This is a genomic window from Microcoleus sp. PH2017_34_RAT_O_A (genome assembly GCF_020737885.1).
In the GTDB taxonomy this organism is placed as follows: domain Bacteria; phylum Cyanobacteriota; class Cyanobacteriia; order Cyanobacteriales; family Microcoleaceae; genus Microcoleus.
Genome location: NZ_JAEQDD010000015.1, coordinates 10,529 through 34,656, shown reverse-complemented (window position 1 = coordinate 34,656; position 24,128 = coordinate 10,529). Strand labels below are relative to the sequence as shown.

Annotated in this window: 13 protein-coding genes; 9 read left to right on the top strand and 4 right to left on the bottom strand. The window is 48.0% G+C overall.

Going from position 1 to position 24,128, the window contains the following annotated elements; genetic code table 11:
• Window positions 1–39: 39 nt before the first annotated feature.
• From JGK11_RS07310 to JGK11_RS07300, 3 genes are all read left to right on the top strand, one after another.
• Window positions 40–4,368 carry an AAA domain-containing protein gene (locus JGK11_RS07310; protein WP_293211125.1) on the top strand — a complete coding sequence of 1,443 codons (4,329 nt, stop codon included), beginning with the start codon at window positions 40–42 and terminating at the stop codon, window positions 4,366–4,368.
• A complete protein-coding gene (locus tag JGK11_RS07305; RefSeq protein WP_293175796.1) occupies window positions 4,346–5,281 on the top strand; it encodes a hypothetical protein in 936 nt (311 codons plus the stop codon). The genes JGK11_RS07310 and JGK11_RS07305 overlap by 23 nt, the downstream gene beginning before the upstream one ends.
• A gap of 195 nt (window positions 5,282–5,476) precedes the next feature.
• Window positions 5,477–5,812 (top strand): XisI protein, encoded by a 336-nt coding sequence (locus JGK11_RS07300; RefSeq protein WP_293175798.1) that lies wholly within the window; start codon window positions 5,477–5,479, stop codon window positions 5,810–5,812.
• Window positions 5,813–6,058: 246 nt separating this feature from the next.
• On the opposite strand, the gene JGK11_RS07295 is transcribed toward JGK11_RS07300, so the two are convergent.
• Window positions 6,059–7,315 (bottom strand): DUF3747 domain-containing protein, encoded by a 1,257-nt coding sequence (locus tag JGK11_RS07295; protein ID WP_293211123.1) that lies wholly within the window; start codon window positions 7,313–7,315, stop codon window positions 6,059–6,061.
• Window positions 7,316–7,754: 439 nt separating this feature from the next.
• On the bottom strand, window positions 7,755–8,747 hold the full coding sequence (locus JGK11_RS07290) for a ribose-phosphate pyrophosphokinase (RefSeq protein WP_293175802.1): 993 nt from the start codon (window positions 8,745–8,747) through the stop codon (window positions 7,755–7,757).
• 529 nt (window positions 8,748–9,276) lie between these two features.
• Here JGK11_RS07290 and JGK11_RS07285 point away from each other — a divergent pair.
• The 4 genes from JGK11_RS07285 (at window position 9,277) to JGK11_RS07270 (ending at window position 14,042) form a co-directional block, all read left to right on the top strand.
• Window positions 9,277–9,735: a GatB/YqeY domain-containing protein gene (locus JGK11_RS07285; RefSeq protein WP_293175804.1), complete on the top strand. Its 459-nt coding sequence runs from the start codon at window positions 9,277–9,279 to the stop codon at window positions 9,733–9,735.
• Between the two features lie 376 nt (window positions 9,736–10,111).
• Window positions 10,112–11,785, top strand: coding sequence for a serine/threonine-protein kinase (locus JGK11_RS07280; RefSeq protein WP_293211121.1), 1,674 nt, complete (start codon window positions 10,112–10,114; stop codon window positions 11,783–11,785).
• 57 nt (window positions 11,786–11,842) lie between these two features.
• Entirely contained in the window at window positions 11,843–12,550 is a 708-nt protein-coding gene (gene bioD, locus JGK11_RS07275; protein ID WP_293189752.1) for a dethiobiotin synthase, read from the top strand.
• Between the two features lie 280 nt (window positions 12,551–12,830).
• On the top strand, window positions 12,831–14,042 hold the full coding sequence (locus tag JGK11_RS07270) for a M20 family metallopeptidase (protein ID WP_293175810.1): 1,212 nt from the start codon (window positions 12,831–12,833) through the stop codon (window positions 14,040–14,042).
• A 330-nt stretch (window positions 14,043–14,372) separates the two neighbouring features.
• Here the strand turns inward: JGK11_RS07270 and JGK11_RS07265 are convergent, their stop codons facing one another.
• Together JGK11_RS07265 and JGK11_RS07260 are read right to left on the bottom strand one after the other, a co-directional pair.
• Window positions 14,373–15,353 carry an aldo/keto reductase gene (locus JGK11_RS07265; RefSeq protein WP_293211119.1) on the bottom strand — a complete coding sequence of 327 codons (981 nt, stop codon included), beginning with the start codon at window positions 15,351–15,353 and terminating at the stop codon, window positions 14,373–14,375.
• Window positions 15,354–15,698: 345 nt separating this feature from the next.
• Complete coding sequence (locus JGK11_RS07260) at window positions 15,699–17,015, bottom strand: glycoside hydrolase family 10 protein (protein ID WP_293175814.1); 1,317 nt, start codon at window positions 17,013–17,015, stop codon at window positions 15,699–15,701.
• 279 nt (window positions 17,016–17,294) lie between these two features.
• Between JGK11_RS07260 and JGK11_RS07255 the strand changes: the two genes are divergently transcribed.
• Window positions 17,295–18,629 (top strand): FAD-dependent oxidoreductase, encoded by a 1,335-nt coding sequence (locus JGK11_RS07255; RefSeq protein ID WP_293175816.1) that lies wholly within the window; start codon window positions 17,295–17,297, stop codon window positions 18,627–18,629.
• Window positions 18,630–19,153: 524 nt separating this feature from the next.
• Window positions 19,154–24,016 carry a CHAT domain-containing protein gene (locus tag JGK11_RS07250; RefSeq protein ID WP_293211116.1) on the top strand — a complete coding sequence of 1,621 codons (4,863 nt, stop codon included), beginning with the start codon at window positions 19,154–19,156 and terminating at the stop codon, window positions 24,014–24,016.
• Window positions 24,017–24,128 lie beyond the last annotated feature (112 nt).

The window sequence follows — 24,128 nt, the reverse complement described above, 5'->3', positions numbered from 1 at the left end:
CCAATCTCAAATCTAAAATCCAAAATCTAAAATCAAAATATGCCATCTTTAGTAGCAGAAGATTGGGGATATAAATTTAGTGGCGATCGCACAATTAGTAAATTTATTGGTCAAGTTGAAGGAGAAGCGGCTTTAGCGAAATATTGCGATTGGGAATGCAGAGATCGGGCGGAAGTTGTGATGTCGGAAATAGCCGGTAAATCCCCCAGTCTTTTCTACGTGCGGCGCCAAAAGGTAAATGAGAGATTTTCTGAAGAGGAAATCTGGGAGTTGATTCTTGCTACGGATCGAGATGATTTTAAATTACCGGAATTGTTGCAAAAAGCCGTGAAGCGAAGCTATCCCGAAGGGAATCGCACTTTACGCTTGTTAGCAACTGTACGGATAGAAGACGGAATCGGCGGCTTAAAACTGCTGGATGCTGGTTTGGTGGCGCTTCCTAGAGGTAGAAAAGATGGCTATGCTTTGCCGGTACAGTTGCGACTTTTGCCGAAAAGTAGATCGCCAATTCCTGCAAAGTCGATCGCCCGCGTCCAACAAATGCCATTTTGGGACGAGAGACACATACCGACAACTGAACAATTAAAAGTTTGGCACACTTTCTTAAATGTCGAAAAACGCATCGCCGAAGCGCGTCAATTTTGTGTACCTTTCCGCGCGCATAACTATGGTTCCGGCTTCAAAATCGTTACTTTTGAAATCGATCGCAATTCGGCAACTCTTGACGGCTACGAGGAGAATCCCTTACAAGTCGGCGACTTTCGCGAAAGGCTGAAACAAGCCAGAAATGAAGACATTATTTTGTTTGATTCGCCGCCGGGAAGCAGAAGCAGCCGCGATGGCGAGACTTTGGGTAGCATTGCGGAAATTGAATTTGAACGTGGTATGTTACGGATTAAGTTGGATGTTGATTTGGGCGATCGCATGGCGGGCGGTAGATATCAACTTCCCAAACAAGGATTTTTGTATTTCGAGGCGGCGGGGGATATCAGTCAGATCGATCGCAAAAAGAAAGCTTTAAAGATGCTGGCGGATGGCCGCGCTCAAAATCCCTATTTAAGCGAGTTTTTATTTGACTCTTCCGAGGCGAGAATTCCCGACAAGCTGGTAAAATTGGATCGGGAAAATTTATTAAATCGCAATGCTAACGACGATCAACTCGCTGCCGTAGAAATGGTGCTTTCGGCGCGGGATTTAATTTTGATTCAAGGGCCGCCAGGAACCGGGAAAACGACGGTGATTGCGGAAATTTGCTATCAAATTGCGCGTCAAGGCGGGAAAACTTTGATTGCTTCCCAAGCTAATTTAGCCGTTGATAATGCTTTGAGTCGGTTGGTTCACAATCCGGCGATTCGGGCTTTGCGAAAGGGAAAAGCCCATAAGGTACAGGAGGAAGGCCAGCCGTTTTTAGAGGAAAATGCGATCGGCACTTGGCTGCAAAATACGGCGACTGATTGCGAACAAAAACTGTCGCAGCGTCAGATTAATGTCACATCTTTACAGCGGTTGCTGGCAGATTTCGACAGATTTAATGCCTACTCGGCCGCCGAGAGAGCTTTTTTTAAGGAACAAAAATACCTGCACGACGGGAAGGCGGAGGTTGAGGAAAAGTTGACCGCGCAATCAGCAGCGTATCAATTAAGTTTAACTGCTAAAAGCGAGATTGCATCTTTGGTTGATGGGCTGGCAAATTTACTAGCTGCGCCGGAGATTAACTGGGAATCTTCAGAAGTTTCCGAGTTTATGCCGAAACTAAAACCTTATTCTGAAGGTAATGTTTTAGTGGAAAACTTTATGGCAAATGTGCGGATTTGCGTCAACCATACTATTCAAATAGGATTGGATCGCCCTAGTTGCGGTGCGTTTGGGATTGCGGTTTGGTTGCGGGAAACTGTAGCACCGCAATTATCCGAATTTGAGACGGCGGGCGATCGCGCCCAGGAAGTTTGTCACGCGATGTCAGGAGTTGCGGAGTCGCTGCGGGCGTCGCGGCAGTTGTCGGATGCGGTGAATCAACTCGAGTTGGGCGACAAGCAAAATCAGACACACCGCCACAATCTCGAACAGAAAATCAGTAATTTGGAACTGCGAAAAGCGGAAATTGCCGCCGTGGTTGTCGCCGTTGCAGAGTGGATTGAGACGGCGGATACGCGACTTTATACTGTTGTGAAAGCTTGCTGGGAAACGGGCGCAATGCTGACGGATGATATGGTAGAATTGCCCGCAGGACTTTTGAAAATTGCCCGATCGCTCAAATTGCCGATCGTCCCGCCGAAGTGTAAAGTCAGTTTGCCCGATTTGGAAAGACTGCAAAAGGCGATCGCCCATGAAGCCAGCGCGGGTTTCAAGGACATTCAAGGGCAGCAGTTCCGGTTTAGCGAGTTTTTGCACCTAAATTTGACTCAAATGCCGATCGTGCTCGCTGCGGGCGATCGGGCGCAATGGCAACAACTAGCCAAAGACTTCGCCAGCTATTCCCAAGTTAGTCAAAGTCAGCGCAAATTCATCCTCGAAAAAGCTGACACTTTCTTAGCTAACATCCAACAATTTTACAGTCAATCATTGCAGCCAAATCAAATTCAAGAAACCTTCGATCGGCTACTCAAAGAATTGCTGCATACTATTCTCGGAAACGCCCGCCAGTGCATAGTTCCCCTGAAAACCGAAACCGAACAACAACTAATTAAGCAGCAACAGTTATTAGATAAAATCGGTCAAACCGTCAGCCAGCAGCAAATATCCGCCGCCCAAGTTCAAGTAGAAGCCGCGCAGCAAGAAGCGAACTTAAAAATTAGCGAAGTTACGAATCAATTGCAAGCAATTGTAGAACAGTCAAAGGTTCCAGACAAGTTGCGGATTCTCGCCCAACAATATCTCGCGCAAAAGTCGAATATTTGGGAACAACCGCAGCAGTTTTTCAAGCAAGTTGATAGTTGGAAAACCAGTGTGATTCAGCTTAAAAAATCCCTGGCTGACTTAGATCCGTTCGGGATTTTGGAAGTTGTCAAAACTACTCTTGACGAGCAATTATCCCCACTGCAAATTGCCGCTACAACTGCACAGGAGGAACTCGCGACACTTCAAACAGAATTGAGCGAGATTACGGCTAAACTGCAACAGCAACAACCAGCGCCAGAATTAATCGTAGAGAGAAGTTGGTGGGAATCAGCATGGCAAAATATCCCGACTAAATACCAAATAGAAGTTCCCAGTACCGGATTATTCAGCGTAGATTTTTTAAGTAAAATCAAGCGTTTATTCAAGCATTGGCAGCGAGAATTAGAACGAGAAGAAACTGCCCTCAATCGTTCTCAAAACTTCGTCACAGATTGGATTGAAAAACTCCGCCATCCGTCAGAAAAAGACCGTCAAGATTTAAAGCAAATTTATATTGACAACGCGAACGTCATCGGCATTACCTGCGTGCAAGCTGCCAGCTTTGATTTTAGCAAAAACTTTCCCAGCTTTGATGCAGTCATCATTGACGAAGTTAGTAAATGCACTCCGCCAGAGTTATTAATCCCCGCCTTGAAGGGCAGAAAATTAGTATTAGTGGGCGATCACAGGCAATTGCCGCCGATGTTTAATCAAAGTACGATCGATGATATTGCCGAAGACATCGGTTGTACCGGAGACGAACTTAGCTTTATCAAAGAATCGCTGTTCAAAATATTGTTTGAAAAAGCTGACGACGGTATTAAAAAAATGCTGACAACTCAATACCGAATGCACCCGCAAATCATGGGCGCAATCAATCAGTTTTACCAGCAAAAGCTCAACTGCGGGATTTTGGAAGCAGACACGAGACGCGCGCACCATCTCGCAGGTGACACCATCAAAGAAAACAATCACATCCTGTGGGTGAAAACGCCCGTGGGACAAGGGTTTGAGGAGGGGAAACAGGGTACTTCGCGGTTGAATGTCAAGGAAATAGATGCGATCGAGCTTTTGTGCGAACAGATGGAAACCGCTTGGCGGCCTAAAATGGTAGAGGGTGAACCGCCGAAGGAAATCGGGATTATCACTTTTTACGGTGCTCAATTGAACGCAATTAAAGATAGAATCGCCGCCGAAAGATTCCCATCTTTGAGTATCCGCACTGGTACAGTTGACATCTTTCAAGGAATGGAAAGACCTGTGATTATTGTCAGCACTGTGTGCAATAATATTAGAGGCGATATTGGATTTGCTAAGGAACCGGAACGGGTGAATGTGGCTTTTTCTCGCGCTCAAGAATTGTTAATAGTTGTCGGCTGTCACGATTTATTTACGCAACAAACAGGTACTGTCGGAAAAATGTATCAGGAAGTTTCAAAAACGGTGCGTCACTGCGGAGGTTTTGTAGATGTTGCTAGCATCCTCAGCTAAACAAATTGATGCGAATTTAAGTTCGCTAGCGGCACAAATTGAGCAACAAAACCCTGATTTGTCGGTGTTGGTGGCGCGTGAATTCCGCTTTGCAATTCGCCAAACTCCGCTGGAGGTGACGATTAGCGAACCTCGCGAGTTTAATGTATTGGAAGAGTTCATTTTGCGGGCGGGTGTGGAGTTCGATCCTGCGCCAACTTTGCAGGAGTTGGCGGATTTGTTGGGGTTGGATCGGGTTTTTGTGAAGACTGCGGCGACGAATTTGGTTAATTTGGAGATTTTGGAGGTGGCGGAAAATGGTAAAATTGCGATCGCGAATCCCGCCCTTACGGGGGCTACGCCAACGAAGACGATCGCACCTCTAGGCGAAGATTTTTTTGATAAAGGTGCAGTTAGTCGATCGCAAATCCAATCAATTTACGCCATTTCCGATCCATTAAACCAAACTCTCACCTTCAAATTCGACGCTGTAGCAGCAGAATCAATCAACTTACCAGATTTAGCAGACTTCGTATCCCTCGAACATAAAATTACCGACCTTGCGGATTTAAGCATAACAGAAATCCAGCCGCTGATCCAAGCTTCCGGCTTAGGGATTCACGTCCCCGAAAACGGCAAAATCGTCTCTCAGTGCGATGTCATCGGTGATGATTTGGATATTTGGCAAATTGTATCAGTTTTTGTGTTGCAGGATGCGATCGAAAATAAAACTACCATCCAACTCCGACAGGGAAAGCACATATTAGAAACAGCCTCAAACTTGCTAAACGAACTCGAATCCCAACAAAAATTTTCCTTAAACGACTTGTGTAAATTAACCGAAGAAGATGTTATTTTGGAAGAACCAGAAATAATTGCTACTCCAAAAACTCGGAAATCGGCAGCTAAGAAGAAAGGCAAGGAAACGATATGATCGGGACTAAAAAAGACTTTATATCAATTCCGGCTGCGCCGGAATGACAAGCGAGGAGACGGCAGTGCCGTGTCCCTACGCCAGATTAATTGTAGGGAAACGGCACTGCCGTCTCCTGATTTTGGGTAATATTAATTCCGATGTAACCCGAATTGATATTAGTCCTGATTAACCAACAAATGAGGTAATTGTGCAATGGATAAACTAGCTCAATACCGTCAATACGTTCAGACATTAATCACCCGTTATGCCGAAGATGATGTTTCCGATGATGAAGTCGAAGTGCAACTTATCTGCGACACAGAACGAGATCATTATCAGTGGATGAATGTCGGCTGGGAACACCTTAACCGAATTTATCGAAGCATCATTCACATTGACATCAAAGATGGAAAAATCTGGCTTCAGCAAAATTTAACCGACCAAAATCCAGCGGAGGAATTAGTTGCAATGGGAGTGCCAAGAGAGGATATTGTTTTGGGATTGCAACCCCCATACAAACGACCGTATACTGACTACGGTGTAGCGTAAATAGTTGACAGTTGACAGTTGACAGTTGACAGTTGACCCCTTCGACTACGCTCAGGGCACAGCAGTTGACAGTCTATTCTTATGGTGCGCCAGTCTTAAGATTACTAAAAAAACTTAGGGTTTCCCTACTGACCGAATAGCAGGGGTTTGAAGCACCAGCATGAAGGCAGATTGTGATAAGAACGGAGTTTAAATCTCCATTCTTATCAATTCGCTGTCAACTGTCAACTGTCAACTGTCAACTGTTTATTGAGCCTTAACGCATTTCAGCATCCGCAAAGTAGCCGCCGCCGCGTAATTCCGCTTTGCCGCATCATCGGGAGCAAAACGAGTTCCAACTTCGTTAACAGCGGAAGCAACAGAACAATAAGCAGACATTTGAGTAATAATAGCAGCAGCCCAATGATTTTGAGTGTCTGAAAAAGTTTTAGGCGGTTCTTTTCCAACTAAATTTGGCTGCATTCCCCGCGCCGACAAACCAAATTCTGATGCTCTCCGCAGCACCGCCATCAATTCAGCGCGAGTCACTGACTGCATAGGTTTAAAAGTTCCATCTTGATAGCCACTAACTATCTTATTGTCCCGCGCAAATTGCACTTTTCCGGCACTCCAGCGCGTGCTATCAACGTCGCTATAAGGACGAGCAGAAACATTGTTAGGAAATGTGATATTAGCACCTTGGATTCCTTTCAATGATTCCAATACTAAAGATACCAATTGCTCTCGCGTAACGGCAAGCTGCGGCCGAAATGTATTATCTTGAGCAAAGCCGGCGACAAACCCAAGGCCCACAGCTTCTTTAATTTCGGAAGCGTAGATATCGCTAGCAATATCTCCGAATGTAGAAGAGCCAGTATTGCCTCCGGTATTTCCTCCGGTATTTCCGCCAGTATTACCTCCGGTATTTCCGCCAGTATTTCCGCCAGTATTTCCGCCAGTATTTCCGATTTGTCCCGGTGCGGCTTGACTGCTAGTGAAATAAAAGTGACCTAATACTTTCCCTTGATAAGTTCTTTTACTAAAGCGCCAAGCGGGATCGAGAGTGATTTTCATAAAGCCGTTAGTATTGCCGTTGGTGCGGCCGATAATTATCGGTTGAGCGTTAGGATCGCTGGGAATTCCCATTAATACCACATTGCCATCAACATTTTGCAATATTAGGCTGTATTTTAATGCTAAATCGGTGCCGGCCATGCGAATGGAAAAGCCGTTGCTGTCTGTGGCGCGGCCGCAAATGCCGGTGAAGTCAAAAGTAGCTAATAACGGATCGACTGTCACGGGATTAGAACCGCTTTCGCTCCAGCACTTCCGTCTGTCTGTGACTTGTTCTACAATAAGCAATTGGTAGCCGGTCAAACCGCCCGGTTGGGCGATCGCAATTACTCGATCTTGGTTAATTTCGGTTTCGTCAAAAGTATATGCTTTCGCCGGAGCGATCGCCCCGAGTGTTAAAATTGCTGAACCGACAAGTGCGGCCGCTGCTCGTACCAGTGAATGTTTCATAGTTTTTCCCTATTTACCCCTTATTTTGGTCAGACATCTCTAGAAGATGAAAAGGTCGCGGTCTTAAGACAACAAGATAGAATTTTACCATTTGTTGTTCCAGCGATCTCAAGTGCGATCGACTCCGGTTAGATCGGATGATATCGTTTCCGGTTGCATCGGAATGATTTAACCGCAGAGGGCGCAGAGGGCACAGAGAGAGAATAGAGAGATTAATACAGGACGATGCTACCGGATTTGATATGATACTGCAATGCGATCGTTAATGCGGTGTTACGATCGCGAGCTCTTAAGCTCGCACTATAGGAAACATATTATTATTCGGATGCCTGTGGAAACGATATTTATTGCCAGAAAGAGCGCAACATACAAAAAAAACGGTGCGTTAACAAGCCTGTAACGCACCCTAAAACAAATATTGAAAACGTGCTTTCTCTAGCTAGCGGAACATACTGCTAACAGAACTATCTTCGTGAATCCGCCAAATAGTTTCGCCCAGCAAATTCGCTACCGAAAGCACCGTCAACTGCTTGAATCGGTTCTCTTCAGGTACGGGAATTGTATTTGTAACAATTACCTCTTCCAAAACTCCGCTAGACAAACGCTCGATCGCCGGAGGTGAAAAAACCGCATGAGTAGCACAAGCATATACCTGTCTCGCACCCTGGCGGCGCAACAATCTCGCGCCTTCGGTAATCGTCCCCGCAGTATCGATCATGTCGTCCACCAACACGGCAGTTTTGCCTTTGACATCCCCGATGACGTTCATCACTTCAGCGACGTTGTGAGCTTGGCGGCGCTTGTCAATAATTGCTAGGGGAGCATCGCCAAGCTTTTTCGCAAAAGATCTCGCCCTGGCGACTCCGCCCACATCCGGCGAAACGACGACAATATCTGTCAACTTCTTGCTCGCGAGATAATCCAACAGCACTGGCGAACCGTAAACATGATCGAAAGGAATGTCAAAATAACCTTGAATCTGAGCTGAGTGCAAATCCATCCCTAAAATGCGATTTGCTCCAGCTTCAGTAATCAAATTAGCTACCAGCTTTGCAGTAATTGACTCTCTGCCGGCTGTTTTGCGATCGGCTCTAGCATAGCCGTAGTAAGGAATCACAGCAGTAACTTGTCTTGCTGAAGCGCGGCGACAAGCATCGATCATAATTAATAATTCCATGAGTCGATCGTTCACCGGACAGCAAGTAGGCTGAATCAAGTAAACATCGCAACCCCGAATCGATTCTTGAATTTGAACGTAGAGTTCCCCATCAGCGAACCGCTTGCGAACCATCGGCCCCAAATCGATCCCCAAATAGCGAGCCACCTCTTGGGCGAGGGGAACATTAGCAGAACCGGAGAACAGCCGCAGACGGTCGTGAGCGGAAACCGGCGGCTCGGGAAACGGAAGCGGTAAAGTAGCAGAACGGATCACAGCAGGCCTCTTGCAAGACGTTTATTTAACCGCCATCTTACCATCGGAAATTAGAAATGTTCAGCCAATATTTGGAGAGATTTAACTTTCGGGGCGGCCGCAAGTGTTAACTTAGGCGAACTGAATAGAAGTTGCACAAATATGTCGGATAAACAGGGTTTATGGCTGGCTGTGTGCAGGCAGAAGCGCGATCGCACTTCTGTCTCAATACGGTTCACTTAAGGTTTGTTTGTCATTGCTGTCCTCGCGACGCAAACGAGCGCGTCTGTTTGTCACATTCTTTTTCCCCGTGGACTATCAGTGAACCGTATTGACTTCTGTCTGTGCGTCTCAAAATTGTGCCGACAGTCTATTTGGGGCCCAGACTTGAAGTGCAGCCGCTCAAAATTCGGTCAAAGGCCGAAAGCCACCGGCTTCAAGGTGATAAAAATGCCACCAACAGGCAATAAACTTGCAAAATACTGTAAAAAAAGTTAAGAATCGGAAGCATACTCCTGATTTTTGATATAGCAAAGCAAGGTAAAAATCGATGAGCTTAAGAGAACGGATTGACGCAGAAATCAAAGCAGCGATGAAGTCCAAGGACAAAGTTCGCTTGGAAACTGTTCGCGGCATCAAGAAAGTTATTCTGGAAAAAGAAGTCAGCCTCCGTCCCTCGGGGCAAGAGACGCTGACAGAAGCTCAAGAATTGGAAATTTTGATGCAGATAGCGAAACAGCGCCGGGATTCGATCGACCAATACCGCAAAGGTGGCCGCGAGGACTTAGTGGCACAAGAGGAGGCGGAGTTGGCAATTCTGGAAGAGTATTTGCCGGCGCAGATGTCTGATGAAGAGGTGAGTCAAGTGGTTGACGAGGTGATTGCTTCGGTGGGCGCTACTTCTGCCAAAGATATGGGCAAGGTGATGGGCAAGGCTATGCAGCAGCTTAAAGGCAAAGCAGACGGTAACAGAATTCAAGAGATGGTAAAAGCAAAGCTTAACAGTTGACAGTTGACAGTGGACAGTTGACAGTTGGTAGAAGTCATTAGTCAGCAGTCAACAGTCAGCAGTCAGCAGTCAGCAGTCAACAGTCAACAGTCAACAGTCAGCGGTCATTAGGAAGAATGTAGCAGCCTGCTAATTTTTCGCCTTTGCGATCGCCCAAAAAAACCGCAACTATGGGGCAAACCCCTCCGGGGGAACCCCTGATTTTCGATCGCCCGCTTGCGCCTAATTTCTCAAAGTTGCTCAAAAAGAAGTAAAATGCTAACTTTCATCGGGACTGGGAACTACAGACAGTGAAGTACGATCTTGAGCATTAAAGATTTAACATTCTAAGTCTGCCAGCGATCGTCTATTTTTTAACAATTTCTACTTAAAACTTATGCAGCCACCTATTTCTATTGGAACTCTCCTACAAAACCGCTACCGCTTGGTGAATATTTTAGGTCAAGGGGGATTTGGCCGGACTTATTTAGTAGAAGACGAGGGGCGGTTTAAAGAACGCTGCGCCCTCAAGGAATTGATTCCGATGCAAAGCGGGCCTTACGTTTTGGAAAAATCGAAGGAATTGTTTCAAAGAGAGGCGGCAATACTTTACCAAATTGCCCACCCGCAAATTCCCCAGTTTCGGGCAATATTTGAAGAGAATCAACGTTTGTTTTTAGTGCAGGATTACGTGGAAGGGATGACTTACCGCGAATTGTTGCTAGATCCTTCTACAAGCCGCACTTTCAGTGAAGCAGAAGTCTTAGTATTTATCCGACAAATGCTGCCGGTACTGGCTCATATTCACGCCCGGGGCATCATCCACCGCGACATCTCGCCAGAAAATATCATCCTCCGTGAAAACGATAAGTTGCCGGTACTGATTGACTTTGGAGTGGTGAAAGAACTCGCTACCAAAGTTCAGTCTCCCGAAGGAACAGCCCACGCGACAACTGTGGGTAAAATTGGCTACGCGCCGATGGAACAATTGCAAAGCGGGCGCGCAACGGCCAGCAGTGACCTGTATGCTTTAGCTGTAACGGCGATCGTCCTGCTGACGGGCAAAGAACCGCAGGAATTGCTGGATCAAACAACGCTACAGTGGAATTGGCAGCAGCAAGTACAGGTGAGCGCTGGTTTGGCTGTGGTGCTGAATCGGATGTTAAATCGCTCTCCGGGCGATCGATATCAATCTGTCAGCGAAGTCGCTCAAGCACTCGACACCCAAACTAATTCTAACCCTCAATCTAACGCGCCAACTGCACCACCAGCATCAGCAGTCGTCCAGTCAAATCCTTCGCTAATCGCAACGGTAGCGGTGGGGAGGCCACCCGAACCCGAGCCGGTGGTGCCCCTAAGTCCCGGCCCGCAAAACCAGCCAGATCCGCTAATTGAGCCTGCTGGTGGCTCTTTGTGGGATAATCCGGTTGCTGCGATCGGACTGCTAACAGGCTTAGTCATCTTGACAGGCTTCGGTTCCTGGGCATTAGTAGGCTCATTTCTCAACAGCAAACCGAAGCCCACAGCCACTCCGACAGCGCCATCAGTCATAACTCCGACGCCGAGACTAACTCCGCTTCCAACCCCGGAACCTTTGCCAACTCCAACCCCGGAACCTTTACCAAGCCCAACTCCAGAACCTTCGCCAAGCCCAACTCCAGAACCTTCGCCGGAAATCACACCAGAACCTTCGCCGGAAATCACCCCAGAACCTTCGCCGGAAATCACACCATCGCTACCACCTGAACCAACGCCAGCGCCAGAACCCACGCCAACACCTGAACCGACACCTGCGCCAACTCCCGCGCCGAAACCGACACCCGCGCCAACTCCCGCGCCGAAACCGACACCCGCGCCGACTCCCGCACCCAAACCGACTCCCGCACCGACTCCCGCACCCAAACCGACTCCCGCACCAACTCCCGCACCAACTCCTGCACCAACTCCTGCGCCGTCACCAACTCCTGCGCCGTCACCAACTCCTGCGCCGTCACCAACTCCTGCGCCGGAACCCGCACCGACTCCTGCGCCTTCACCGGAACCCGCACCGACTCCTGCGCCTTCACCCTAGTTCTGGCAAAATTCCTCTAGACTTAAGTTGAAGCCAATTACTTACTAGCTTTTGCCAATGAACTCGCTGCTGATTGCTGGAACTGATACTGACGCGGGCAAAACTGTTTTGACCAGTGCTCTGGCTGCTTATTGGCAAATGTATTTTCCCGATCGCAGTTTGGGAATTATGAAGCTGTTGCAAACCGGCACGGGCGATCGAGAACTCTACACCCGTTTATTTAGCCTCGACCAATCCCCCGAAGAACTCAATCCGCTGCACTTTAGCGCGCCTCTAGCACCACCGATTTCTGCCGAACGCGAGGGGAGAGCGATCGAACTCGAAAAGGTCTGGACGGCGCTGCAAAGCCTCACTGAGCGCAAGAATTTTGTGCTGGTGGAGGCTTTGGGAGGGCTGGGTTCCCCTGTAACGCGGGAACTGACGGTGGCGGATATTGCCCGAGATTGGCGGCTGAGGGGCGTTTTGGTGGTACCTGTGAGGTTAGGTGCGATCGGGCAAGCTGTAGCGAATGTTGCCCTCGCCAGACACACGGGCTTTCAGCTTAGAGGCATTGTCCTTAATTGCCCTCAAGCTTGTTCCGAACAAGAAATTGCCGATTTTGCGCCGATCGATTTAATCGAGTCTCTGACTCAAATTCCAGTGTTGGGTACTTTGCCACATTTAGACGATCCAAATGACTTGACAAAATTAGCAGCATCAGCATCAGAATTAGATTTAGAGCGGTTGTTACATGGAGTTAATTTGGTTTCTCAGACTGCTAAATAACCCCATTCTCAACACCTCTGTTGCTCAATCTTCTCTTTCTCTGTGTACTCTGCGCCCTCTGTGGTAAAACATCTTAGATTTTATTTTAACCGCAGAGAGCGCANNNTCTGTGTACTCTGCGCCCTCTGTGGTAAAACATCTTAGATTTTATTTTAACCGCAGAGAGCGCAGAGAGCGCAGAGAAGGAAAAGAGAGTTTTACAAATTATTTAACTGGTTCCCAGGTAAAGAGTAAAACGAGTAAACAACTAACAAATAACAACTAACAAATAACAACTAATATGGTTTCTACTGTACCGAATTTAACCGATTTCGATTTATCTCAGTTGCGGCTGGAGATTAGAAGTTTGCAGCCTCAGCTAGTCGAATGGCGCCGCCGCTTGCACCAAAAACCGGAGTTGGGTTTTGATGAGAATTTAACAGCCCAGTTTATCTCGCAAAAGTTGCAGGAATGGGGAATTGAGCATGAAACTAATATTGCTAAAACGGGTGTTGTCGCAACTATTGACAGCGGGAAGCCGGGGCGAGTTTTGGCAATTCGAGCGGATATGGATGCTTTGCCGATTCAAGAGGAAAATGAGGTGGATTATCGATCGCAGCATGATGGTATTATGCACGCTTGCGGTCACGACGGTCATACTGCGATCGCCCTCGGGACAGTTTGTTATCTCGCCAAGCACAAACACAGCTTTTCGGGTAAGGTAAAATTCATTTTTCAGCCCGCCGAAGAAGGCCCGGGTGGCGCCAAACCGATGATTGAAGCCGGAGTTTTGCAGAATCCTGACGTTGAGGCGATCGTCGGCTTGCATTTGTGGAACAATCTACCATTAGGCACTGTAGGCGTCCGCAGCGGCGCCCTGATGGCGGCTGTAGAAGTTTTTGACTGCACGATTTTTGGCAAGGGCGGGCACGGTGGAATGCCACACCAGACTGTAGATGCGATCGTCGTTACAGCCCAAATTGTCAGCGCCCTACAGGCAATTGTCGCACGGAACGTTAACCCGATCGACTCAGCGGTAGTCACAGTCGGCAAATTCCACGCAGGGCACACCCACAACGTCATCGCCAACACCGCCCAAATCGGCGGCACAGTGCGCTATTTCAATCCCATATATCAAGGTTATTTTCACAGGCGAATCGAGCAAGTAATTGCCGGAATTTGTCAGAGTCACGGCGCCAATTACCAACTAGATTATTCTTCGATTTATCCACCAGTTATCAACGATTCAAGCATGGCTGACTTAGTACGCAGCGTGGCTGAATCCGTTGTGGAAACTCCTGCGGGAATAGTCCCAGAATGTCAAACAATGGGCGGGGAGGATATGTCATTCTTTTTGCAAGAAATCCCCGGCTGCTATTTCTTTTTAGGTTCCGCAAATCCCGAGAAAAACTTGGCTTACCCGCACCACCACCCGCGTTTTGATTTTGACGAAACTGCGTTGGGGATGGGTGTAGAAATGTTTGTGAGGTGCGTAGAAAAATTCTGTGGTTAGAGTAGAGTCGGCGGTTGAAACCGCGTCTATACAAATAAAACCTGCCTCCGCAGGTTGAAGAATCAAAGGTTAAAATTACGTTATTCAGCAATTAGACTCGGCGGTTGAAACCGCGTCTATACAAACAAAACCTGCCTCCGCAGGTTGAAGAATGAAAGGTTAAAATTATGTTATTCAGCAATTAGACTCGGCGGTTGAAACCGCGTCTATACAAATAAAACCTGCCTCCGCAGGTTGAAGAATCAAAGGTTAAAATTACGTTATTCAGTCCGCGTCGGCGGACATTGTTTGTGTAGGAGCGGTTTCAACCGCCGACTCTAACGAACCGGGTTATCTCGTTTGAAAGATATTCTGCACCATTTTCTTATCCACACTCGCCGCCGCCTTATCCAATTCTGCAATCTCCCCCGAATTCAACTCCCAGCCCAAAGCACCAATATTATCCATCGCCTGCGCCGCCGATTTAGCCCCCGGAATCGGAATAGTTTCTTTGCAGATGCACCAGTTGATTGCTACCTGCGAAACAGTCTTGTTTCTGAACGCCGCTATTTCTCGCAAACAGCCCAAAAGCGATCGCATTCCCGGCAATAATTGCTTGCACGCCAAACCTCGGATACCTTTAGGAATAGAGCCCTTTTCCGAATATTTTCCAGTCAGCAACCCCAAAGCTAAAGGACTGTAAGCAATCAATTTTATCCCCAATTCATCGCAAACATCTTTCAATCCAAGTTCTGTTACTGGATAAGTAGAAAGTAGCGAATATTGCACTTGTAAAGTCACAATAGGAACTTGGCGCGAACTAAATCTTTGATGCACCCATTTCAACCGTTTCGGCCCGTAATTAGATAAACCCACTCCCTTGACCAATCCTTGCTCGTAAAGGTCTGCCAAACCGTCCAAAAGAGCCCCCTCTTGCCAAGGTGCATAATTGGCTGTAGACCAGTGCATTTGCACTAAATCTACATTCTTTCCGAGGCGCGAAGCCGAGGCTTTTCCAGCAGATATCATGGATTGTCGCGTCAGTCTCCAAGGATAAGCCGCTAGTTTTGTCGCTATACAAATATTGTCTTGATTTGCACCTTGATATTGTTGGGAAAACTGCCCCAAAAGTTGCTCGCTGCGTCCGTTTAATTTCCCGGTTCCGTAGGAATCACCTGTATCAAATAAGGTGACACCATTGTTAACGCAAAGATTGAACGCGGCTTGCAATTCCTCGTCCATACTTTCATCGTAACCCCAGAGTAATCTGTTACCCCAAGCCCAAGTGCCGCAGCCCATTTTTGGTAGTACAATTTTTTGATTAGTTGACATTTTTATTGATGATTAATGATTGATATTAGGGTAAGGTATACTGAACAAGTGACCGGGGATGCTCGCACTCGTTCGTCGTTACCAAAGTATCTCACCAGCCCCTCACACGCGAGCGGGGACGGCACTAGGAAGAGACTGAGGAATGATATTAATGATATTATTTTCGCTTACATCCAAACAATAATTTTCCGCTCTTAAGTGCGAGCGTCCCCGCTCGCGTAACCTTCACTCCCCGCTCGCGTAACCTTCGCTCCCCGCTCGCGTAACCTTCACTCCCCGCTCGCGCAACCTTCGCTCGCGAGCGCTGGAATATCCCGATGTAACCGGATTTGATATGAGGACTTTTTACTTTTTAGATGTGGTTGGTGAGGGCGAAGGTGGGCTGTTTTTTGTAGGTTGATTGGGCTTAGCTTTGGGGTCTGGTTTGGCTGGGGGCGGCGGAGGAAAAGTTGCCGCGCGTCTCGGTATTTGTAGCGCTGTGCGGAATGCAGAAGACGGGAAGAAGGCGCTAAATTGAGAAAGTCGATCGCCCATTGGTTCGGGTGCATCTTCCCACAAGCTTTCGTAGTAGAAGAAAGCGGCACCTAAGCCGTATTGTTGGACTGCTTGCACCTGGGATTTAATTTGCCCTATCGCTACTGGACGATTTCTTAAACCTGTCATAATCCCAACTCCAGTCGGAATTTTTTGCTGTGCTTCTCGCATTTCTGGACGGTTAATCTTGTCCACAAATGATTCTAGATTGGGACGGTACACTTGCACGATCAGTTCGTCGGCAATATCCAAACGCACCCAAGCCAGCCAATCTTGGAGGTGATGTTTGTAAGCAAATTCGTAGTAATTGGGAGAAATTGAGAAAATTGCCTTGGGTTTTGCTGCTTTGACGGCTTGATTTAGTTGGGACATAAAAGCGGTGATTTTATTAGCTCGCCACTTCACCCATGCTGCGTCTTGAGAGTCGGTTGGAGGTGCTTTTTTGGTTTCTTTGGTATACAAAGCCACTGTGTATTCGTCATAGCCAAATTCTGAGGGCAAACTCATATGGTCGTCGAATTGGATGCCGTCGGCGTTGTATTGGGTGGTGATTTCTAGTACGAGTTCGGTAATAAATTTCTGGACTTCGGGATGAAAGGGATTGAGCCAAACTACTTCGCCGCCTGCACCGTTTGATGTTTGACTGCCGTCTTGTTTTTGTGTCAGCCAATCGGGATTGTTTAAGGCTAATTCTGAGGTGGGAGGAGTCATAAAACCAAACTCAAACCAAGGAATTACTAGCAGCCCTTGACGGTGAGCTTGAGCGACTAAATCTCCGATCATATCTTGTCCGTCTAACCCTCTATAAACAAAGGGTTGAATGTCTCTTTGCTGGGCGACTGGGCTGGGATACATTGCATAGCCAGAGTTCCAGACTACGGGATAGATTGTGTTAAAATTTAATCGCTTTAATTGGCTGACAGCCTCGGCTACTTTGCGCCTATCTCTGAGGATGTCTTTGTCGTTTGTCGTCATCCAAACTCCGCGAATTTCTTGGCGGGGTTGCTGGGCGATCGCGCCGATCGCATTATTGACCAACAATACTATAATGAATGAGAGGGCAAACAGCAGTGGGAACAAACGTTTAATCGATCGCGACCAACTGCGAGGAATGATCCGTAATGTCATAATTTTGAATGGTGAGTTAGCTTTCAAACACACCCCGGCATAATTTGGCGATCAAATTTGCTCGCTCTACAGTCTACAGCCATTTGCGCTGAATGTGCGATCGTACAATCGCTGAAAATCTGCGATGTAGGCGGGGGGTAAGTGAGAGCATTTTGTCAAAAGTGCTGGCCAATCTTAATTACACACCGCCAGCTCTCCTGACCGGACAGTCCTGTCTGCGGAAGTGCGAGTGCTGTACAATATCGGGGAAAGGAATATTTCGATCGAACATCTGTAATTGTGAAAGATTTAGTCTTAATTGGTGGCGGTCACAGTCATGCTATTGTATTGAAAATGTTCGGCATCAAACCGCTGCCCTCCGTGCGGTTGACTCTGATTAGCGATGTCCTGTACGCGCCCTATTCGGGGATGTTGCCGGGACACGTTGCCGGGTTTTACGATTATGATGAATGTCATATCGATTTGCGATCGCTCGCCGAATTTGCCGGGTGTCAAATATTGGTCGATCGGGCGATCGCGATCGACTTTAACAAAAATTTAGTAATTTGTCAAACCAGCCCTCCAATTAACTTTGACGTGCTGTCTGTGGATATCGGCAGCACTCCCGCGACTATATCAGTTCCAGGTGCGGCAGAATACGCAATTCCAGCTAAACCCGTACCGGAGTTTTTAGCTAGCTGGAATCAGTTAATCTCTGCAACGCAAAACTATCCAAAAAAAACTGTACGAATCGCGATTGTTGGTGGCGGCGCGGGCGGCGTAGAATTAGCATTGAATATGCAATCTCGTCTTGCGAAGGAAGAGGAAAGAAGGAAGAAGGAAGAAGGAAGAAGGAAGAAGGAAGAGGGAAGAGGGAGGTTCGGCAGCGGATTTTGTAACGGATGGATTTTAAAGGAGAGAGGAAAGTTTAAGCAGGAAGAAGGATTAGAAATTAATTTGTTTCATAGCGGTGCTGAATTGATGCCTGCACATAACAAACGGGTTCGCCGCCGCCTGAAAGAAATTCTGATTAGTCGCGGCATTCAACTGCATCTAATGGAAAAAGTTAGTGCTATAGAAAAGCAAGAAATGATGGAAATAACATCCGATTCTCAATGCCCAATGCCCAATGCCCAATGCCCAATGCCCAATGCCCAATGCCCAATGCCCATTTACCAAATATACTGTGAATCTGGTTTGAAGATTGAGTGCGATCGCATTTTTTGGGTGACACAAGCATCCGCCGCCCATTGGATCGGAGAATCTGGTTTAGCAACTGACTCAAACGGCTTTATGCAAGTCAACGATTGCCTGCAATCAGTCTCTCACTCCAACGTATTTGGGGCTGGAGACATCGCGGCGATGGTTAATTATCCCCGTCCCAAAGCAGGGGTGTTTGCTGTGCGTCAGGGCAAACCGCTGTTTGAAAATTTGCAGCAGTTTTTATTGGCAAAACCGCTGAAACCCTTTGCACCACAGGAAAAATATTTAGGCTTAATCGGTACTGGGAATAAAAGGGCGATCGCATCTCGCGGATCGTGGATGTGGGAATCAGCGCTACTGTGGTACTGGAAAGATTGGATCGATCGCCAATTCATGCAAAAATTCAGTAATCTACCCAAAAAACAGCAATAGTAAATCGAAATACATTCAACTATAATCTTCTCTTTTATTCTCTTACTCTGCGTACTCTGCGCTCTCTGCGGCTAATAAAAAAAGTTCATTTAGTTGACAGTTGACCGCTTGACAGTTGACAGGTAAACACAACTACCGTCAGAGGAGCGAGTGATTTCGTGGTTTGACTGCTCTTCTATCCAATCAGTACACCACGAAAGCCAGCATTTTGTCAAGACACCTGCTACAGATACATATCAAATCTGCATGGGATTTCCGATATTATGGCAGCGGGCGCTTTGAAAGTGCGATCGACTGAAGGAGGCACCCTTGGCACCCAGGAGACAAACCCCCCGTGTAGGCGCGCGATCGACTTTTTTAAGTTTATTGGCACTTTCGCGGAACATTACAGCTCAAACAAAATCAAAACTACTATAGATTAGAATTGGGAATCGGGAATTGGAAATCGGGAATTGCTTCCCATGACAACTATCAACCATCAACTATCAACTGTCAACTGTCAACTATCAACTGTCAACTGACTAATGACCTATTTTCGCTCTGCTTTAATTTTGACATTAGGTTTTTGGCTGCTACCGATAGCAGTGCGATCGCAATCTGTCGTTCCAGCGAATGACGGCACTAATACTGTTGTCAATCAGGAGCAAAATCGCTTAAACATTAGCGGCGGACAACTGTCGGGAAACGGCGCCAATCTCTTTCACAGCTTCAGCCAATTTAATCTCAGTGAAGGTCAAATCGCAAATTTTCTCACTAATCCAAATATTCAAAATATTTTAGGGCGGATTTCCAGCAGCAATATTTCCGTCATTAACGGTCTGATTTCTGTAAGCGGCGGTAACTCAAATTTATTCCTGATGAATCCGGCGGGAATTGTCTTCGGTCAAAATGCTAGATTAAACGTGCCTGGTTCTTTTTTCGCCACAACTGCTACAGGTATCGGTTTCGGCGATCGCTGGTTTAATTCGGCAGGAATTAATGATTATAAAGCTTTACTGGGAAATCCCAATCAATTTAATTTTAATAACTCACAAGTCGGTGCAATTGTAAATGCAGGAAGTTTGGCAGTTGGCAAGGGTCAAAATTTAACTTTGCTGGGCGGTACAGTAATTAATAGTGGGCAATTATCGGCGCCGGCCGGTCAAATTACGGTGGCTGCTGTTCCGGGACAAAATGCAGTCCGCATCAGTCAAACGGGTAACTTATTGAGTTTAGAAATTACTCCATCTTTGCCGTCAGAAAAATCTGCGATCGCCCCTGCTGCTACTTTACCTCAGTTGCTGACGGGCCCAGGAGTAGCGTCAGCCACAGGTTTAACAACCAACGCACAAGGTCAATTGGTACTGACGGGCGGCCAAACAGTGCCGATAAATGCCGGAAGTGCGATCGTCTCGGGTACTGTAAATGTATTTGCCCCTGCTGGCCAGACTGGCGGCACGGTAAATATTTTAGGCGAAAAAGTCGGATTGTTCGGCGCAAATATTAATGCTTCCGGGACTAACGGCGGAGGTGTTGTGCGCGTCGGAGGCGGTTTCCAGGGGCTCGAACCAGTGTTAAATGCCCAGGTAACTTATGTTAGTCCTGATTCTACGATCGCCACAAACGCGATCGACCGCGGCAACGGTGGCACAGCCGTAATTTGGTCAGACAATACCACTGGCTTCTTCGGCAATATTACTGCTCACGGCGGCACTGCCGCAGGTAACGGTGGCAGAGTCGAAGTTTCTGGCAAAAATGCTCTAACTTTCCAAGGACAGGTCGATACCCGCGCGCCTAACGGGACGATCGGCAATTTGTTGCTCGATCCGGCAAATATTACCATCGTCAGCGGTAACGGCATTCCCAGCGCGCGATCGACCGGCGGGGAACTCCAAGCCACAGGATCGCCCGCTGAAACATCGATCTCAGACGCGCAGTTGGAACAGATGGCTGCCGGCAGCAACGTAGTTTTAGACACTCCGGGCTACATCACCGTCCAAGACTTGCCCGACAACCAACTTTCACTGCAAGCGAGAACCGGAGACAGCGTAACATTTAGAGCGGGCGGAGTGTTTTTTGTCAACGATCCCAAGGATTTAATCGAAACTCAAGGCGGCAACATCAACATTTTTGCCAGCAGCATCTCTCTGGGGCGGCTGAATGCAAACGGTGGCAATATTGCTCTCACTGCTAGCGGCATTGACTTCAGGGGCGGCAACAATTCTGTCAGCAGTGCGGGGGGAACAATTAGCTTGCAACCCAACGACGGCAGACAAATTCGGATTGGCGGCACCGGGGATAATTTAGGGATTTTGGACTTAACGGCAACGGATATCGCTGCTTTGGCAGGGGATTTTGGCTCGATCGCGATCGGGCGTCCCAACAGCAGCTCGATCGCGATCGTCACACCCATTACCTTCAACAGTTCGCTGACACTTCAAGGCAACTCTATCGCGATCGACAATCCCCTAAGAACGACTGGCAGCGCTAGTTTGACTCTCGATGCGTCCCAAACTGCGATCGGCGCAAACATTTCGACATCCGGCGCCGATCTCACTTTGACAGGCAACTTCTCCCTAAATGCTGATGTAGCTTTGAGCACTCAAGCTAGGGGCAACATTCTGTTCTCCGGCAGCCTAGACGGAACTCGCGCCCTTAGACTTGACGCTCAGAGAGTGCTGTTCGGCGGTACAGTCGGTCAAGCTGCGCCCCTAGCTAGTTTGACTGTCAACGGCCGGAGTACCGAGCTATCCGGTGCGATCGCAACTGCGGGCAACATCACTTTCAACAGTGCCGTCACAGTCGATCGCACCGCCACCCTCGCCGCCAGTACCGGCAATATCACTTTTGCCAATACCCTCGACAGCACCCCGGGCGGCGCAAATAATTTGACCCTGCGCGCTGGTGGCAACATTACTTTTGGGGGTTCCGTCGGTCAAACTCAGAGCTTGGGCCAGCTCTCGGCTGACGCTCCTAGCATCACGGCGACTTCGAGAATTACCGCGCGCAATTTGACCCTAAACGCCCGAGATCCCGCTACCCTCGGAGGGGACAACGGGGCGGGTTTACCAGCCGATATCAACGCAGGAAACCTACTCTTAGAGGGCAATTTAAGGACGGATGGCGGCAGCATCAACCTGCAAGCAACTCGCGAGGTGAGGACTGGCAATATTACCTCCAACGGCGGGAGCATTCGAGTTGAGGGAAATACTGTTACTGCCGGTACGATCGACTCCTCATCAGCAACGGGAACAGGCGGCGCGATCGCACTCAAAAGCAATGCCGGCCCTTTAACTGCCGGCTCTTTGAACGCTTCGGGAGCGATCGGCGGCAATATTGACCTCACCTCCCAAGCCGGAATTTCCGCTCTCGATCTCACCTCCCGAGGCACTCAGAGAAACGGTGGCACCGTCTCCCTCAGCGCGACAGGTAACATTCTGTTGGGTTTTATCGATGCTAGAGGCGGCAAACAAGACGGCACAGGTGGCAACGTTGATGTGACAACCCTTGGTTTATTTCGATCGAACAATGTTTTCACCGACGATATATCTGGCAATCTTTCCAGCAGTATTTCTACCGCCGGAAGTGCCAGAGGCGGCGCGATCGCAATTCGGCACGGCGGCGGTAGCAATCGACCATTTGTAGTTGGCGGCGCGATCGACAATGGAACCAAGGGAAGCATTAATTCTGGCGAGGGAAACACCATTTTCCCCAATCTTGCTTTTGGGGAAACTTACACCCAAGGAAGTTTACCAAATCTGATTTCCCTAATCGCACCAACTCCCGCAGCAACTCCCGCACCAACTCCAACTCCCGCACCAACTCCAACTCCCGCACCAACTCCCGCATCAACTCCCGCACCAACTCCAACTCCAGTGTCCGTAAATCCTGAGCCTGGGCGATCGCTTCCGGCATCTTTGCAAGTAGAATTGCGATCGCCAAATCGAGACAAGCATTCTCCAATTAGCCCGGATATTTTCACTCCTTCTCGCAGATACGATGCCGCAGGCTCGGGAGTGTTAGCATTTGAGAGAACCTTCACTCGCGAGTACGAAAAACATCTAAAACTGCCCGCCAGAACGCCGATAACTAATATGTCGGTAATTTACGAAACTCTTCGCAAAAACGAACAAATTACCCGCGTAAAATCGGCAATCATTTATATGAATTGGGTCAGCGGAACCAACGGGGCAGCGAAAGAAAATAGTTCGGTGCTGGTGGCAAGTAGGAATTTATCTAATGTATTTCCTACAATCAAAAACCTCACATCCGAGTCTTCTAGCTCCTTAGAAAACAAGTTAGGAAAGAGCCTCCAACCAGCCGACAAAGAAATTTCCGATGTTCCTAACGGGGAGCAGTTAGAATTAGTATTAGTCACAGCTAACGCTCAACCAATACGCATTTTAGTTCCCGCAATAACGCGTTGGCAGGTATTGCAACTGGCAGAATTCCTGCAAACCGAAATAACTAATCCCAGAAGAAGAAACAGCATCAGTTATTTGGATGCAGCCCAAAAACTTTATCGGTTGTTAATTGCGCCCATAGTCACAGAATTGGCAGCTTTAAAGATTGACAATTTAATTGTAATTCCGGCAGCAGGTTTGCGAAGCTTGCCCTTTGCTGCCCTTCACGATGGCAAACAATTTTTAGTAGAAAAATACAGCATTAGCGTCATCCCGAGTCTGAGTTTGACGGATACCCGCTACCAGAATATTGCTGACGATGAAGTTTTGGCGATGGGCGCGTCGGTATTTCAAGATAAAGCGCCATTACCGGCGGTACCGGTGGAGTTAGAGTCGATCGCGCCGCCGACGCGCGGAAAATCATTTTTGAATCAAGATTTTACCCTCAGAAACTTGCAAACTCAGCGGGCAAATCATCCGTTTGGCATCATTCATTTAGCAACTCACAGCGAATTCCAGCCCGGGCAACCGACTAATTCTTACATTCAATTGTGGGATACTAAGTTGCTCATCACTGAAATGCCGAAGTTGGGGTGGAATGAACCGCCAGTGAATCTCTTAGTTTTAAGCGCGTGCAGTACCGCTTTGGGCGACGAAGAGGCAGAGTTGGGGTTTGCGGGTTTGGCGGTAGCTAGCGGTGCGCGATCGGCTTTAGCGAGTTTGTGGGAAGTCAGCGACGAGGGAACTTTGGGGCTGATGACAGGGTTTTACCGGCAGTTGCGCGCCCCCAGACGCGAGGGGAATGTGACGATTAAAGCCGAGGCTTTGCGGCAAGCGCAATTGGAGATGCTGCGGGGGCGCGTGCGGATTCAAGACGGGCTGCTGCGAGTCGAAGGGCTTGCTTTACCTCTAATTTTGCCTCCGGAAATTGCCGCGCGGGGCGATCGAATCCTTTCCCATCCCTATTATTGGGCCGCCTTCACCATGATTGGCAATCCCTGGTAATTGGCGATTAGTGAGGTACGTAGTTGGGCTTTAGCCCTCTTAGGTACGTAGTTGGGCTTTAGCCCTCTTAGGTACGTAGTTGGGCTTTAGCCCTCTTAGGTACGTAGTTGGG

Coding starts and splice junctions, on each gene's coding strand:
- JGK11_RS07310 (WP_293211125.1), top strand. CDS start 40: ATGCCATCTTTAGTAGCAGAAGATTGGGGATATAAATTTAGTGGCGAT.
- JGK11_RS07305 (WP_293175796.1), top strand. CDS start 4,346: ATGTTGCTAGCATCCTCAGCTAAACAAATTGATGCGAATTTAAGTTCG.
- JGK11_RS07300 (WP_293175798.1), top strand. CDS start 5,477: ATGGATAAACTAGCTCAATACCGTCAATACGTTCAGACATTAATCACC.
- JGK11_RS07295 (WP_293211123.1), bottom strand. CDS start 7,315: ATGAAACATTCACTGGTACGAGCAGCGGCCGCACTTGTCGGTTCAGCA.
- JGK11_RS07285 (WP_293175804.1), top strand. CDS start 9,277: ATGAGCTTAAGAGAACGGATTGACGCAGAAATCAAAGCAGCGATGAAG.
- JGK11_RS07280 (WP_293211121.1), top strand. CDS start 10,112: ATGCAGCCACCTATTTCTATTGGAACTCTCCTACAAAACCGCTACCGC.
- bioD (WP_293189752.1), top strand. CDS start 11,843: ATGAACTCGCTGCTGATTGCTGGAACTGATACTGACGCGGGCAAAACT.
- JGK11_RS07270 (WP_293175810.1), top strand. CDS start 12,831: ATGGTTTCTACTGTACCGAATTTAACCGATTTCGATTTATCTCAGTTG.
- JGK11_RS07265 (WP_293211119.1), bottom strand. CDS start 15,353: ATGTCAACTAATCAAAAAATTGTACTACCAAAAATGGGCTGCGGCACT.
- JGK11_RS07260 (WP_293175814.1), bottom strand. CDS start 17,015: ATGACATTACGGATCATTCCTCGCAGTTGGTCGCGATCGATTAAACGT.
- JGK11_RS07250 (WP_293211116.1), top strand. CDS start 19,154: ATGACCTATTTTCGCTCTGCTTTAATTTTGACATTAGGTTTTTGGCTG.